The following is a 15,243-nucleotide window of genomic DNA, read 5'->3' on the forward strand; positions in this document are numbered from 1 at the left end:
AGCCGACCAACACTGCGACCTCGGCCTCGGTCGCCTCATGCCAGCCCATCTGCAGAGCCCACAACAGCCGGAACCACCGCAGCAACCCGAACGCGTAACTGCGGCAGGTCAACGGGCTGCAATCGCTCAGCGCGAGTTCACGGAGATAGCCAGTCGCCGGCTCGACCGCGGCTCCCCGCGTATCACGTACGACGAACGGCGGATGCAGTAAGGAGGTGTCCACCACCGAACCGACCGGCGGGACTGTGCCGCGCCCCTCTATCAACACCATGGCACAAGCCCCCGTTGACGCCGACCGATGGCCCTCGCCACCGAAATCGGCTCACACATCGTGCTACAGCCGCCACCTTCTGTTGGGGGCGGCGTGTTGGAGGCGGGTGGCCTTGCTCAGGCGGTGTGCTCGGCGACCAGATGCCCGTCGACATAGGCCCTGATCTGCTGCGGCCGGAAGCCGGCGAAGAGAAGCTTGCGCTCCTTCTCGATGAGCACCGAGTGACGTTCCTTCTGGCCGACCACAAACTCGTACCGCTTGACCAGCTCGACCGACAGGACTCGCAGCTCCTGGCGGACGGGCTGACCGTCTACCAGGATCGACAGGCTTCCCCAAAACTTGCTGAACGAGAACGTCACCTCGTGCCGCTCCTGGACACCGACGTGAAAGTTGAACTTCACCAGCCGAATTCTGCCGTACGGGTACAGGCGGTGGTAGCCAGCCGTGCGTCGTCCGGTACTGAGCGAAGGCCCGGAATACCCGGTGGAGCGGAATCCGGCCAGGGTATGCCTCAATGTCGGAACGATCACCCCGTGTGCGTGAGGACCCCGCCGTCGCCTGGCCCCTGCGGCAGCCAGCGGATCGACGAAGAAACCAAGCGTTCGCGTGGTCGAGGCCGCGACCACTGCTGGATCCGCTCCGTCGGCCGACAAGACCGGGGGTCAGCCGGCCGGACCAGCGAAAGGCGGTGGCGCCGCTTTCCAGCCGCGCAACGCCCTTGACCATCCCGGCATACCGATCGGTCCGGTCGATCATGCAGCCGGGCTCGCCTGAAGCGAGCTGACCGTCAAATCCCCCCGAGTATCGAGGGCTATCGCGGCAGTACTGTGCGCGCCATGATCCGGAAAGCCATGATCGTAGTGCCCCTTTGCCTGCTCCCCCTCACTGCTTGCGGCAGCAACGCCGATAAGCCGGAAGCCGCTCCGTCCTCGACATCACCAGCTCCTGCTGCCGGCACGGCGTCGGCTGCGGCGGCTAGCCCGACCGCTCAAGGCGTCAGCGAGGAGGCGGAGCTTCGCCAGGCGGTGGTGGCGTACTCGGATGCCTTCCTCGACGCGAAGCCTACGGTCGGCTACGAGCTGTTCTCGGCCAGGTGCAAGGAGCGGGTGACCCTCAGCGAGTTCACCGGCATGCTTACGGCCGCCAAGCAGATGTACGGCAAGGCGATGCCAATCAAGACCTTCGAGGCGCAGATTTCAGGCGAGCTGGCCCGAGTGACCTACACCTATGACGTGCCTGCCCTGAACCAAAATAAGGAGCCGTGGGCGCGGGAAGCCGGCAAGTGGAAGCAGGACGACTGCTGAGCCTTGCACCAAGCTCCGCGCAACCCGCGCTAGCCTGAGCGATCGTTGGCGGGGTTCCGGTGGTGGTCCATCGGCGAGGATGACGCCGAAGCTATACCTCACCACCGGAACCTCAAACACCCCGCAGGTAGTAGGCGGTGGCCCAATGTTGCGACACTGGACCTGTCCAACATTCGGCTTCCTGACGGGCGACCCGCTGGGCAGCGCCTCACCGCCCACCTCCGCGCCGCCGGGTTCTCCTACAACTCCCGTCGCCGCCGGATCAGCTGCACCGGCCGCCGTGACGCCCGCCTCCCGTACAGCTACCTCGGCGCCGACGATCGCGCTGGTGCCAACTACACCGGACAACCCGCCGTGCATTCCCACTACGCCCAAGACCACTGACCACACCGACAGCGTCCAAACATGCTGCTGAATAGGGTGCCGCGTCCGTGACGGTGCGTCCAAGCGACCCATGTGGCCTGTGGTCGCGCCAGTCCGAAGCGCGGGGATGCAGCCATCGACACTCGCCTCAACCTATTACCCTCGGGACTTGTGATAGCTGACCTGGCGAATGTCGTCGCGGCGTGCGGCTCTGCGATCGCGGTTGTCGTGACGGTCGTATTCGCGTTACGCCAGCTGCGCTCGGCGCAGACCGCCAACCAGACCCTCGTCGCGATTGAGCTGCTGACCCGAGACCGATCCAGCGACGAGTTTCTACGCGCCGAGGACTTCGTCCTCAATGAGCTGACCGTCCGACACCCGCCACCCCATGTCAGCGTCAGTGACCTGCCGGCCGAGGCCCGTCACCATGTGGTCCGACTATCCCTGTACTACAACGGTCTGGGTCAGATGCTGGCTTTTGCGGCGGTCGATCCGAGGCTCCTTGTGGGTACGGTCAGCTACCGCTCTCGGCAGGCCTGGCGCGTCCTGGAGCCCTACATCCTCGCCGAGCGTGCCCAGCGCGGCGAGACGTACCTGTCCCACTTCGAGCACCTCGTCCACATGGCCACGCACAATCCGTGGGCGATGGCTGTACGCAAGTTCAATCTGAAGCGCTTCGGCAGCTATCCCGCCGAGCTCGGCATGAACGACGGTTCGACGGACGAGTCGCGCCGAGCGTCATCGGTGGTGGGGCAGTAGGCCGTGTCGGCCCAGCGACAGGAACCCCCATTCCCGCTGTAGGCGGATCGCGATAGGTAGGCGACCTCGTTCTGGTCCCGACGAGGGTTCCGATGGCGGTCGCGTGGGCGTGGTGGACCGGGCAACGTCCTGTTAGCCCGCCCTCGTTTACCCCCCGAAAACCTCCGCCCGAGGTTGACACCCCGTGACAAGAAACATCTCTGCCTGTTCCCTGGTTCACGAGCTGCCCTTGCGCTTGCGCAATGGTGGCAGCTTCGTCGAGGCGGCCACGTTGGGCGAAGGCCTGGCCAGCCAGGTTCGGGCGAACCTGAGCCTGGCCGGCCAGGCCATGTGCGGCTAGACGTCGCCGGACCGTGCCCCGGGCAGCGTTCGCACGACGGTCAGCGTCACCGCGCCGTCCCGGTAGGACACCCTGAACATGTGGTGGCCCGCGTTCAGCACCCGCCGTTCCGGCAGGGAACGGAAGTGGCCCTTGATCGAGTCCCCGCTCATGATCGTCAGTACCGTGCGCGGAGTGAGGCGCGCGCGAATGTCCAGGGCGAGCTCGCCGTCCAGCACCAGGTCACCCGCGGCCCGCACGCTCGTGTAGTCGTGGTCGCCGGAGATGGTGATGGCGAGGCGACCCGCTCGGCTGACGGTCACGTCGCCGCCGACGTTCAGGACGTTGCCCGGCGCGACGTCGGTGAGAGTGAAGGACGCCGCGGACGCCGCTTCCCCGGACGACAGACCGGGCTGCAGAACACCGCTGTGGACCTCGATGCTGCCTGCCACGAATCCGCTGCCGCCGAGCGTGCCGCCCTTGACGTCGATCGAGCTTGCGTGTGAGCCGGTTATCGAAAGCTTGCCGCCTTCAACCGTCGTGCCGCCCTCGTAGGTGTCGTCGCCCGTCATGACCAGCGTGCCGCGGCCCTGCTTGGTCAGAGAAGCCGTGTAGAGGCGTTTGGCGATGTTGTTCCGAATGTAGGCCGCCCGCTGGTCCATCCATTCCTTGCGCCACTTGACGGCGTCCGCATAGGTGATCTTGTCGTACAACTCGGGATGGCCGTTGGTGATGGCTTGGATGTAGGGATCAGCCAAAATGCCCTGAAGCATGAAGGCCTGTTCGCTAAGCGCGCCGTCCGGGTTCAGTACGTTGGGGCTGAATTCACCGGCGTAGGCAATGCCCTGCTCCTTGTAGCCCGCCAGCCACTCCAGATCTTCCCTTTCCCTTTCCTTGATCGCGATCTGGCTGATGTCGTTCGACCAGACGTCCAGGGGTGCTTTATCCATCTTGTAGGTCATGGGGCCCAGGAGCTGGCCGGGGCCATACATGCCTTTGGCCAGATCGGGAATCCCCCAGCCCCAGCGTTCGTCCGGAAGGCCGTCGGGAGCGGTCCAGGCGATGGATGCGCCGGAGGGGGAGGTTTGCCCGGTGCCGAGGAATCTCACACCGTCGGACATCTTGTTGTTCGCCGTGGTGAACATCAGTTCACGGACCTGCTTGGCGTCCATGTTCGGATAGCGGGAGAGCAGAACCCCCATCACCGCTGTCGCAACGGGCGTCGCCGGAGACGTACCGCTCGAGTTTGAATAGCTGGTGTCACCACCGCTGTTCGTGGTCCGAACACTGTTTGAAGGGGTAGACACGGTCCACCATTTGGCGAGCCCCGCCTCGTTGAACCCGGACTGCTTTGAGTATTCGGGACTGTCCGCAGTGGGTGGTTGCACCCCGCCGACGGATACCCACTGCTTCTCCGCCAAGGGATTGAAGAAGGGGTACGCCGGGCGAAAATACGGGTTGCTCCAGTCGTTGTTGCCGGCCGACCTTACGTTGACGGTACCGCTGTCCTTGATAGCGTCCCAGATGGCATCCATGAATGAGCGTCCGGGGTGCTTCGGATTGTATTGAATTCCGGCTTCCGAATAGCTCTTCTTGAAGAAGAAATACTGGTACTCCAGATCCTTCAGGAACTCGTTGGGGATAATGGTCGCCATTGCCGTGGCGCTGGTGCTGTCTTTGCCGCGCAGTTGGTAGGCGTTGGTGAGGTTGCCATTGACTCCAAGGTCGTTCCCTAGGCCGTCAAATCGGGTCCTGTCGATAGTCTGAACATAAGAGCCCCAACTGCTGTTGATGACCTGGGCGCCTGCGTCGACCAAGGCCTTGTTGGCGGTACGCCAGTACACGTAATCGTGGAAGGGGCCGTGGGACTGGGTATCGGAGCCGCCGGTCATGGCGACATGCATCGTCGACCCAAAGGCGATGCCGTGCTGGTCTTTGACATCACGGATGCCGGAGGTGACCCCAAGCATGCCGGTCCCATGCGCGAAGTCACTTGTTCTCGCCTGATCACCGGCCACAGTGAACGGCTGGCCCGCAGTAAACGGGTTCGCCGGGGTTGCTGCGTTTCGGTACCCGAAGCCGGACGTGCCGTAGACACCCTCCGCTCGCACCGGAACGATCAGCCTGGTCTGAAACGCTTCGTGTGTGGTCCGGTAGCCCGAATCCATCATGCCCAGCTTGACGCCCTGCCCGCGGTATCCCAGGGCGTAGGCGGTGGACGCGTTTACCGCGACGAGCTGCCATGGGGAATCGACCGCTGTGCCGGGGTTGGAAGGATTGTGGCCGGTGTAATAACCATACTCCGGGGTCTCCCAACTGGCTTTAGCGGCATCTAGTTCCCCTGGCCTCGTGGCGACGAAGCCGGGGTCTCCCGGGTACGCCGGCCCGCCGCCCGTATGGCCAGGGGTCGATGTCGGACCAGTCTTGGATGATGCCGAGGCGAACCCGGCCGGAAACAACGCGATGCTTCCTCCGGCAGCAAGGACACCTCCCAGCCGACGCAGAAACTGCCGCCGACTAACGAACCTCATGCTCATCTCCGACTCCTCCGATGGGTCGATATCTATAACGGGCCGGGGGCGGCCTGTTGCGCCCAGCGCCATGGTCTACACGCGCTGGTCGAGACAAAATGATGTGCCGTTCTGCCGCTTCTACCAGGCGGCGGATGTCGACGGCTTTGCTCGGGATCCCGACTGCGGCGCGAGCCGAAGCACGAACGTCGGGTGCCAACTGCTGATGAGGCTGTCGCCGAGGATGACTTCGACGCCGGAAACGCTCCATGCCAGTGGCTCGACCAAGGCAGACGGCGCAAGCCGGGAACCGGCAACGGCCATTGCGAACCGACGCGGTGCGCGCACCTTTGCGGCGGCAGCCGCGATCAGCAGGAACCCCGGCCACGTCAGAACGGCGAACTGGAACGCTCCCACAAGTGGGCCTCCCTATATGTTCACCAAATTAGACTGCGACAGAAGTCCGTCGTCAAGAGGGCAAAATCTGTCCACCAGAAGCAGTTTGAGCGACCGTCTATATGGATTGACATAACTGTTGTGCGCCGGGCCGTGGGCTGCGTCCACGGAAGTCGTGTACGACTTGCCCGTAATGGGCTTGTTGTGCAGATGAGAGACGGCGCTCCTGCGCTCGGCCACCGCACGCGCGTAGGACGAGCGTCCCGCGTCCGCGATCAGTCCCTGCCGAGCAGCCCAGTGCGCCAAAGTCGTCCACCGCGCGGCTGCGCTCCTCATCGACTCGCAGAAGACCGACCGGATCCTTTCGGCGAGGTCCCCGCCCCACACCGCGGGACGGGGACCTCTCGTCGAGCGATCAGTTCAGCCGCGCCGTCTCGTTGGCCGGCGCCCCTTACCTCCGGCGGCATCGGAGCAGCGTGACGGCGGTTGTCCCGTCCACGGTGAGGGCACCGTCCGAGGCGAGTTGGCGCCGGGTTGGTGGCCGTCTGCGTCGGCATCCCCTTCGGCACACCCGACCGCAATGGACCCTTCCCACGGCGGAGCCATCACCGACGATGGCGTGGAACGCCGGGCGTTCGCCGACTGTCGGTACGACCGTCCACTGAGCCCGGCGGCCGGGTTTCCGCCCGGCCCGTCAACGCCAGGGTTGCCCGCTGTTCGAGCGTGTTCGGTGGTGGCCGAATCGGCTCAGTCGTGTCGATATCTATTGACATCGCTGCCGGAACAACGTTGTCTTGTGTTCAGCCGTGACCTGCGCGTGGTGGGATCCGGCAGCGGGTCCGTCCTGCCTCGGGAACATCGACCAGTGACCCGACCGCCCACCCTCGGAGCGCACCACTGGCAGCCGCCGCCCCCGTCCGCACTCCCGAAGGGCCGACCGCATGACCCGACGCGCCTCCAGCCGACGCTGGCCATTCCTCGCCTTCGCCACCGCGGCCGTCCTGGTCGCGACCACAGCGCCGACCGCCGCGACCGCCGCGCCCCAACCCGACGCCGACACCGGTTGGACGAAGGGAACACCGCCGCTCTCCACGCCGTGGACGGATGACGTCTCACCCACCAACGCGCTGCCCGAATATCCGCGGCCGCAGCTGACCCGGTCCCGCTGGCAGAACCTCAACGGCGTGTGGGAGTTCGCCGGTGCGGCCGCCGGCGAGGCCCCGCCGGTCGGCGAGCAGTTGGCCGAGCGGGTGTTGGTGCCCTACCCCATCGAGTCGGCCCTCTCCGGCATCCAACGGCACGAGGACCGGATGTGGTACCGCCGGACCTTCACCGTGCCCGAGCGGTGGCAGGTCGGCCGGGGTCAACGCCTGGTGCTGCACTTCGGCGCGGTCGACTACGACTCGAGGGTGTGGGTCAACGGCCACCAGGTGGCGATGCACCGGGGCGGCTACGACGGGTTCGACGCCGATGTCACCGACGCACTGCGGCCCGGCGGGCAGCAGGAGCTGATCGTCTGGGCCGAGGACCTGACCGACGCGACGTTCCAGCCGATCGGCAAACAGCGCCGGGTCGGCGACCGGGGCATCTTCTACCAGGGCAGTTCCGGCATCTGGCAGACGGTCTGGATGGAGCCCGTCTCGGCCACGGGTGCCATCGACTCGCTGAACCTGACGCCCGACCTGGGCGACAAGTCCCTGCGGTTGCGCGCGAACCCCACCTCCGGGGCCGAGGGCCTCACCGTCGAGGCCGTGGCGTACGACGGCCACAAGGCCGTCGGGCGCGTCTCCGGTCCGGCCGGGACCGACCTGACGATACCCATCGCCAAGCCCAAGCTGTGGTCACCCGACTCGCCTTTCCTCTACGACCTCCGGGTACGCCTGTTCGACGGCCGCAAGCGGGTCGACGAGGTCGGCTCCTACTTCGGGATGCGCGAGATCGGCAAGGCGAAGGGCGCCGACGGCAAGCTTCGCATGACGTTGAACGGCAAGATTCTCTTCCACATGTCCACCCTCGACCAGGGCTTCTGGCCCGACGGGCTGAACACCGCCCCGACGGACGATGCGTTGCGCTTCGACCTGGAGCAGCACAAGGTGCTCGGCTTCAACACCGTCCGCAAGCACATCAAGGTCGAGCCCGGTCGCTGGTACTACTGGGCGGACCGGCTGGGGCTGATGGTGTGGCAGGACATGCCCGCGACGAAGCCCGGCCGCCCGACGGTCGAGTGGCAGCGGCAGTGGGAATCCGAGCTCGGCGAGATGATCCGCGAACACGCCGCGCATCCGTCGATCGTGGTGTGGGTGCCGTTCAACGAGGGCTGGGGTGAGTGGGACCGGGGCGCCACCGGCCGCATCGCCGACTCGGTGAAGCAGCAGGACCCAACCCGGCTCGTCAACGCGCACAGCGGCGTGAACTGCTGCGACTCCCTCGGTGACTCCGGACGCGGGGACATCATCGACCACCACCAGTACCTCGGTCCGGCGTCGCCACTGCCCACCGCCGACCGGGTGGCCGTCGATGGAGAGCACGGCGGGATGGGCCTCGAGGTCGACGGTCACATGTGGTTCGGCGAGGGCGGCGCGTACTGGATGGCGCCGGACTCCGAATCGCTGACCCGACGGTACGTGGAGAACCAGCGCGACCTGCTGCGCATAGCGAACACCTGCGGGGTGTCGGCCGGTGTCTACACCCAGATCACCGACGTCGAGCACGAGGTCAACGGCTTCTTCACCTACGACCGCCGCGTCGAGAAGATGGACTTCGACCAGGTGCGCGCGGTGAACGAGGCGGTCATCCGCTCGGCCGACGGTACCGGCGCGAACGTTCCTCCGCCGCCGCCCGGCACGCCCGGCCTCACCGGAGTCGGCTACTGGCCGCTGGACGAGAACGCCGGCGACACGGCCAACGACGAGGCGGGCAACAATGACGGCCGGCTGGTCGCCGCGCCCACCTGGACGGCCGGCAAGACGGGTTCGGGCCTGCTGTTCAACGGCAGCAACCAGTACGTCGACACCGGCAGGACCATCCTCGACACCACCGCCAGCTACTCGGCCTCAGCGTGGGTGCGGCTCGACAGCGCGGGTGGCGCCTTCCAGACGGTGGTGAGCCAGGACGGCGCCTCGAACAGCGCCTTCTACCTGCAGTACTCGGGCGCTGACCGACGGTTCGCGATGAGCTTCGCCGGGGTGCGGGCCCTCGCGCCGACCACCCCGGTCGCCGGGCAGTGGTACCACCTTGTCGGTGTCCGGGACGCGGCGACGGGCCAGCTGCGCCTCTACGTCGACGGGCAACTCGCCGGGCAGGCGAGCGCCTGCCTCGGCGACGGTTCCACCGGGCCCCTGGTCATCGGCCGCGGCAAGTTCGGCGGCAACCCCGTCGACTACCTCGACGGCACGATCGACCAGGTGCACGTCTACGACCGCGCGCTGAGCGCCGCCGAAGTGACGGCGCTCTACGAGTCCGGAAAGTAGCACCGCGGGTTTCCCGGGAGGGGGCGACGACGTCCCCTCCCGGCCCGTGCCAGCGAACGAACATGCCACGTGACCTGGGCGGACGAGGTTTCCGGCAAGGGCAGAGTCAGGCGGGCCGGGCGCGGGCGTAGACGTCGCCCGAGTTGGCCTCGTGGGGCAGCGCCCGCAGGTACGCCGCCACCTCGCCCGCCGACCGCCAGCCATCAAGGGCGAACGCCATCTCGTCGCCGAGCGCCACGGTGAACGTGGTGAAGCCCAGCCAGGTGAGCCGGTCCAGGCAGTGCGCGGCCAGGTCCCGTTCGATGGTGGTGAACTCGAAGGACAGCGCCGGCAGGGGGCGGCTCAATCCGGCCAGCACGGCGTCCTCGAACCCCTCCACGTCGATCTTTACGAAGCCCGGCACGCCGTGCGCCGCGACCAGGGTGTCGAGTGTGGTTCCGGCCACCTCGATCTCGACGTCCCAGATCTCGTCCTCCCAGCCGCCGGCCCCACCGGCGGCCTGCAGGAAGCCCGCCGACGCCGTGGAGATCGTCGGGTTCGCCGAGTTGACGTGCAGCCGCACCGGCCCGGTACACGCCCCGCACGCCGCCTCCACCACGGTCACCCGGTCGTCGTCCGCGTAGAGCGCGCGCAGCGCCCGGGTGCAGAGCGGTTGCGGCTCGACGGCCACCACGCGGGCGCCCAGCCGCCGGAAGCTGCCGAGCCGGTCGCCCACGTGCGCGCCGACGTCGAAGACCAGGTCCCCTGGGCGGACCAGGGGCGCGTAGAACGCGTCCATCGCCGCCTCGCGGGCCGGGTCGCCGTAGTACGCCTCCAGGGAGCGGCGCAACCCGGACAGGGTCGGGTCCGCCTTGAGTGCCTCCACCGCGCTGAGGTCATCGACCACTGGTCTGACCGTAGTCGCGTCCGGAGCAACGCGAGGGCGATTCGCGTCCATTTGCCGGGCACCCCTGGATGCCGGCCTCCAAGGATGGCTTAGGCGGGGATCGTGGCCCGCCACAGCGTGGGCTGGCGGTTCGACCTAGCCGGGCGCGCCGACGAGGTGCCCGAGCGCGCGGTCCGGACCGCCGACGCCGCCGGCGTGTGGGTCCGCATCGCCGACTTCAACGCTGAGGAGGCTGCCCCCCACAGGGCTCGGAGTAACAGTGCTATCACACAGAGGATATCCGCAGCGGCGACCACGGATGCCCACGGCCAGCCTCGGCACGGTCATCCTGCTGGAGCGAGGTTAGGCGACCCGATGTCCTGCCGGTGTTCGGCCGGGCTGAGACCGCGTACCCGTTTGAAGGCCGCGCTGAGTGCGAATGAGCTGCCGTAGCCGACCTGGCGGGCCACCGTGCCGATGGTGATGTCCGGATCGCGCAACAGGTCGGCGGCCAGCGCGAGCCGCCAGTTGGTGAGGTACGCCATCGGAGGCTCGCCGACCAGTTCGGTGAACCGGCGGGCCAGCACGGCCCGTGAGATACCAGTGCCGGCCGCGAGGGTGGCCACCGTCCAGGGCTTTGCAGGGTGGTCGTGCAGGAGCCGCAACGCCCTGCCGACCACCGGGTCGCCGTGCGCTCGATACCAGGCAGGCGCCGCCGCCTCCGGCCGGGAGAACCAGGCCCGGAGTACGGCGATGAGCAGTAGGTCGAGCAGCCGGTCCAGGACCACCTCCTGCCCCGGCTCGTCCTTGGTCATCTCGTCGCTGAGCAACGGGACGAGCGGGCTGTCCAGTGCTCCGGCCGGCAGCGCCAGGAGATGGGGCAGGACCCGCAGCAGCCGTTGGCTGACCTCGCCCTGCAACTGGTACGTGCCACTGAGCAGCACCGCGGTTCCGTCAGCGCGTTCGCCCCAGGCCCGGACACCCAGGTCCATCACTTCGCACAACTCATCCCCGGCGGGCGTGGTGGTGCGCTCTCCGGGATGGATCACTGCCTGCGGCGCCGTGGCCGGGTCGTCGGCGATCGTGTATGGCTCCGGGCCACGGATGATCGCGACATCGCCGACGCCCAGCGGCACCGGAGTACCCCGGGCCGGCACCACCCACGCCGTGCCACGCAGCATGGTGACCAGAGTGAGTGGCGCGCGATCCTGGATCCGTACCGACCAGGGCGGGTCGAACACCGACCGCATCAGGAACGCACCGCGCGCCCTCGGCCCGTCCAGCAGCCCCGCGAGCGCATCCATGCGCTCAGGTTAGCCCTCTGACGTGGACGGTCGAGACGCCGGGACATGCGATCGAGAGTCTCGCTCATTCCCGGTGCGCTCGCCCTCGACTTGACTGATTGGCATGACGAAGAACGTTGATGAGCAGCCAATCCTCGTACTGGGCGGCACCGGCAAGACCGGCCGACGAGTGGTGGACCGGCTCGCCAAACTCGGCCGGCCGGTGCGGGTCGGCTCCCGCTCCGGCGAGCCGCCGTTCGACTGGACCGACCAGCGCACCTGGGCACCCGTAATCGACGGGGTTTCGTCGGTCTACCTGGTGTACTACCCGGACCTGGTTGCGCCGGACGCCCTCGCGACGATCCGCTCGTTCACCGAACAGGCGGTGTCCGGCGGGATCGAACGGTTGGTTCTACTTTCCGGCCGGGGCGAGGACGAGGCCAAACTCAGCGAGCGGGTGGTCCAGGACCCCGGAGTGGCCTGGACGATCGTGCGGGCGAGCTGGTTCAGCCAGAACTTCAGCGAGGACTTCCTGACCGAGTCGATCCGCAGCGGCGAGGTCATCCTCCCGGCCGGGAACGTGCCGGAGCCGTTCGTCGACGCCGACGACATCGCCGACATCGTGGTCGCGGCGCTGACCGAGGACGGGCACGCGGGGCAGCTCTACGAGGTGACCGGCCCGCGGCTTCTCACCTTCGCCGAAGCGACCTCGGAGATCGGCAACGCGCTCGGGCGGGAGATCCGTTACCGATCGGTTTCGCCCGAGGAGTACGCCGCCGTGATGGCCGGGTACGACGTGCCGGCGGAGCTCGCAGCGGTGCTGACCGAGTTGTTCGGCAAGGTCCTGGACGGCCGCAACGCACAGCTCACCGATGGTGTGCAACGGGCACTGGGCCGCAGGCCGCGCGACTTCACGGACTATGCCCGGGACGCCGCCACCGCTGGTGCGTGGGACATCTCCGCCGATGGAAACTGGGCATGAACGCCACCCTGGCTGCCTGGTCGGCGGCGGTGACCCTGGCGGTGACGGGTGCGATCACCGGTGTGTACTACGCCTTTTCGGTAGCGGTGATGCCCGGTCTGAACGCCGCCGACGCCGGTACCGCGATCCGGGCCATGACGAGCATCAACCAGAGGATCCAGAATCCGCTGTTCTTCGTCACGTTCTTCGGCCCGCTCATCGCCGCCACGGTGACCGGTGTGATCCTGTTGATCCTCGGGAGGCGGTCGGCAGGCCTGGTGTTCCTGGTGGCCGCGGGGGTGTACCTGGCGGGCGCGTTCATCCCGACGGTGGTCGTCAACGTGCCGATGAACGAGACGCTCGACGCCGCAGGCGTGCCGACCGATCCTGCGGAGGCGGTCCGGGTGTGGGCTTCCTACTCGTCCGCCTGGACGTGGTGGAACTCGGTACGCGCCGGTGCCAGCCTGATCAGCCTGTTGCTGGCTGGTCTCGGGGTCTACCTCTCGGGCACGTCCCGATGACGTCGCCGTCCGGTGCGGGCAGGGTGGCCAGTTTCGGGCGGCCGGGGGATTGCGGCACCGGGTGTGCCCAGCAGATCGTGACTCGGGCCGGTGGGCCTCGACCGGGATCCGCTGGGCATGCTCGACGAACGGCCCGTCGGTCTGGAGCCGCTGGTTGCAGGCCGACGAGTTGGTCGCGGCCTGTCCGTAGCCGTACCGACGCGGACATCTGCCGCTGGCAAGGCGCGGCGGCCCGTTCCACCCCTGATTTGAGAATGCATGGGCGGCGGTTCAAGTGCGTCCGAGGGCCCCGTCAGCACTCGGATCCCGGTGTCAACAGGAACTGCCACCACACCCACCGCGTAGTACGCGTGCCGTGAGGCGGGCGCGGCACGGTGGCAGGGCCAGTGGGGGCGGTCAGACCTGGTGGGGTTCTGTGTGGGACCCCCGTTTACCCCTCCGAAAACCGGAGCACCGGCCGTGGTCGGGTCGGATTGCTCTCTGCTGTGCGTAGCGGAAAGCAAGCCGTCTGATGAGGGTCTCGCCCTCGGCTGCTGGTAGCCAGCTGGCTTCCGGGTGCGATTCGCTCTCTTCCCACTCGGGGATGTCAGCGGGGTCGTCGCCTCCGATGCCCAGCGACACATCGCTGTGGCGGGCGCGGAAGTAGAAGCGCTCACCGTTCGGCAGGGAACCTTCCACCTGCACTGGAGCTGCCGCACATGTCAGATGCGCCTCCCAGCTCTCACTCCGGAGGGTGGCGATGAGCTGGAGCCAGGATGCCACGTGCTCCTGGTGCCACCGCTGGCGCGCAGTCCCCTGAGCCATGACGTCCATGGTGCTGCAGCGGAACCTGGCTTTGCACATCGGGGAGCGCGGGCCGAGTGACCAATTGAGTGACGACCGCGACGGACACACCGGGCGTGCGGGGATGATGTCGGACGGTGTTCACTGCTCAGCGCTCGTCCCATGCCAGCTCACGAAATCGTGTTGGTTGCCTGGGGGCAAGGGGTCGTCGGTTCGATCCGGCCGTCCCGACAGCGAGAGGGTTTCCACAGGTCAGAGCCTGTGCGGCCGGCGTCGCCTGGCGGTGGGTCAGCGGCCGGCCAAGCCATGGCGGCACGCAGGGCGCCGGCTGTGTGTGCGGTGGCTGATCGTCAAGCCGGGCTCCCGTCAGGCACGGGCCCGCCGGCAGCCGGCCGTTCCCTGCCGCCCGTCGCGGACCGGTCCACGCCCGGGCGACCGGCTGCCCGACGCCCCGCTGCCCGTACGCGGGCTGGACGGGTAGGAGTAGCCAGGCCAGGGCGAACATGACCGCAGGCCTGATGAGCCAGTCGAGGACCAGCGAGGAGATCAGCCGGCGCGCCGTGCTCCTGCACACCACTGGTGGATACACGCCGCTACTCGCCGCCGTCGCCACCTGCTGCGCGCTCGCCGCTATCGGCATGACCACCCGAGCGAGAACCCCTGCGCCATGACGCTTCACGGCCGTGACTTGAGGCGATCAACCCATACGCGCCTGAACCCAGCCGCTACAGAGCCATGCGGGCGTCGATTCCAACAGCGTCGCTCACCTCTATGGGCCGCCTCCACGCCGATGAAGGACCAGCTATCAAATGGCCCGACGGTCACCAGGTGTGGGCGAAGGATGGGGACGGGCACCAGATGAACCGCGCGGGCTTGGGCAGGCCGGCTGCGCGGCAGGCGGCGCGGGCGGCGGCTTCGGCCCGAAGGTGTCGGCCGCTTCGGTTGTCAGTGCTGCGCCGCTCCAGGTGCGGGCGATGGCGTCGGCGGGGGGAGGCGTTCGACATGTCCACGACGTCATCCAATACGTATGGGTGTCGTTGGCAAGGGACATGGGCAGTCGGGCATCGGTGACGGCTTGACAGCGCAAAGGATCGGGCGGTGCCGAACACTCCGGAACCGGATTTGCTAACGCGAGGCCGACCGGGTAGCTTCGTCAAGCCGGCAGGAGCCGGGCGGAGAGCCGCGAAGCGGCGATCGGCCGGTCTGCGGCTTCCCACGACAGGAACGAACACTGGCGACGGTGTGCGTCATCGTGGGAATTGAACGGGTATAGAGTATCCGCATTGTCGGGTGAAGCACGACGAACCGGGAAACACCGGTTTGACGCGGCGGAAACGAGCGGGTAACGTAGTAAAAGTGCCCGGCGCGAGAGCGCGGGGCACACAGAACGGAAAAGCCCCGAAGCGGGGTTCCACTGAGTGGGGCTTCGGTTTGGTGT

12 protein-coding genes are annotated in these 15,243 nt (G+C 67.4%); 7 read left to right on the forward strand and 5 right to left on the reverse strand.

Going from position 1 to position 15,243, the window contains the following annotated elements; translation table 11 throughout:
- Nucleotides 1–387 precede the first annotated feature (387 nt).
- Nucleotides 388–672, reverse strand: a complete 285-nt coding sequence (locus tag C7C45_RS28340; RefSeq protein WP_110567133.1) for a hypothetical protein — start codon at nt 670–672, stop codon at nt 388–390.
- A 435-nt stretch (nt 673–1,107) separates the two neighbouring features.
- Between C7C45_RS28340 and C7C45_RS33740 the strand changes: the two genes are divergently transcribed.
- From C7C45_RS33740 to C7C45_RS34555, 3 genes are all read left to right on the forward strand, one after another.
- Nucleotides 1,108–1,575 (forward strand): hypothetical protein, encoded by a 468-nt coding sequence (locus C7C45_RS33740; protein WP_146247425.1) that lies wholly within the window; start codon nt 1,108–1,110, stop codon nt 1,573–1,575.
- Nucleotides 1,576–2,109: 534 nt separating this feature from the next.
- Complete coding sequence (locus tag C7C45_RS28355) at nt 2,110–2,697, forward strand: DUF4760 domain-containing protein (RefSeq protein WP_110567137.1); 588 nt, start codon at nt 2,110–2,112, stop codon at nt 2,695–2,697.
- Between the two features lie 184 nt (nt 2,698–2,881).
- The gene (locus C7C45_RS34555) at nt 2,882–3,037 is read left to right on the forward strand and encodes a hypothetical protein (protein WP_208641399.1); all 156 of its coding nucleotides are present in this window, start codon (nt 2,882–2,884) and stop codon (nt 3,035–3,037) included.
- On the opposite strand, the gene C7C45_RS28360 is transcribed toward C7C45_RS34555, so the two are convergent.
- Nucleotides 3,034–5,553 (reverse strand): S8 family serine peptidase, encoded by a 2,520-nt coding sequence (locus C7C45_RS28360; protein WP_167454860.1) that lies wholly within the window; start codon nt 5,551–5,553, stop codon nt 3,034–3,036. The two genes, C7C45_RS34555 and C7C45_RS28360, sit on opposite strands and share 4 nt — an antisense overlap.
- Nucleotides 5,554–5,667: 114 nt before the next feature.
- Complete coding sequence (locus tag C7C45_RS33745) at nt 5,668–5,943, reverse strand: MauE/DoxX family redox-associated membrane protein (protein WP_146247426.1); 276 nt, start codon at nt 5,941–5,943, stop codon at nt 5,668–5,670.
- Nucleotides 5,944–6,863: 920 nt separating this feature from the next.
- Between C7C45_RS33745 and C7C45_RS28365 the strand changes: the two genes are divergently transcribed.
- A complete protein-coding gene (locus tag C7C45_RS28365; RefSeq protein ID WP_110567141.1) occupies nt 6,864–9,392 on the forward strand; it encodes a LamG-like jellyroll fold domain-containing protein in 2,529 nt (842 codons plus the stop codon).
- A gap of 106 nt (nt 9,393–9,498) precedes the next feature.
- Here C7C45_RS28365 and C7C45_RS28370 read toward each other — a convergent pair whose 3' ends face one another.
- Nucleotides 9,499–10,278: an FkbM family methyltransferase gene (locus C7C45_RS28370; protein WP_110567143.1), complete on the reverse strand. Its 780-nt coding sequence runs from the start codon at nt 10,276–10,278 to the stop codon at nt 9,499–9,501.
- Nucleotides 10,279–10,601: 323 nt separating this feature from the next.
- Nucleotides 10,602–11,561: an AraC family transcriptional regulator gene (locus tag C7C45_RS28375; protein WP_110567145.1), complete on the reverse strand. Its 960-nt coding sequence runs from the start codon at nt 11,559–11,561 to the stop codon at nt 10,602–10,604.
- Nucleotides 11,562–11,664: 103 nt separating this feature from the next.
- Between C7C45_RS28375 and C7C45_RS28380 the strand changes: the two genes are divergently transcribed.
- The 3 genes from C7C45_RS28380 to C7C45_RS34255 all read left to right on the forward strand — a co-directional run bounded on the left by C7C45_RS28380 (nt 11,665) and on the right by C7C45_RS34255 (nt 14,476).
- Nucleotides 11,665–12,522 (forward strand): Rossmann-fold NAD(P)-binding domain-containing protein, encoded by an 858-nt coding sequence (locus C7C45_RS28380; protein WP_110567147.1) that lies wholly within the window; start codon nt 11,665–11,667, stop codon nt 12,520–12,522.
- The gene (locus tag C7C45_RS28385; protein WP_110567149.1) at nt 12,519–13,022 is read left to right on the forward strand and encodes an anthrone oxygenase family protein; all 504 of its coding nucleotides are present in this window, start codon (nt 12,519–12,521) and stop codon (nt 13,020–13,022) included. The genes C7C45_RS28380 and C7C45_RS28385 overlap by 4 nt, the downstream gene beginning before the upstream one ends.
- 1,301 nt (nt 13,023–14,323) lie before the next feature.
- Entirely contained in the window at nt 14,324–14,476 is a 153-nt protein-coding gene (locus C7C45_RS34255) for a hypothetical protein (protein ID WP_167454861.1), read from the forward strand.
- The last annotated feature ends 767 nt before the right edge of the window (nt 14,477–15,243 follow it).

Source organism: Micromonospora arborensis, from assembly GCF_003205615.1.
Lineage (GTDB): Bacteria > Actinomycetota > Actinomycetes > Mycobacteriales > Micromonosporaceae > Micromonospora > Micromonospora arborensis.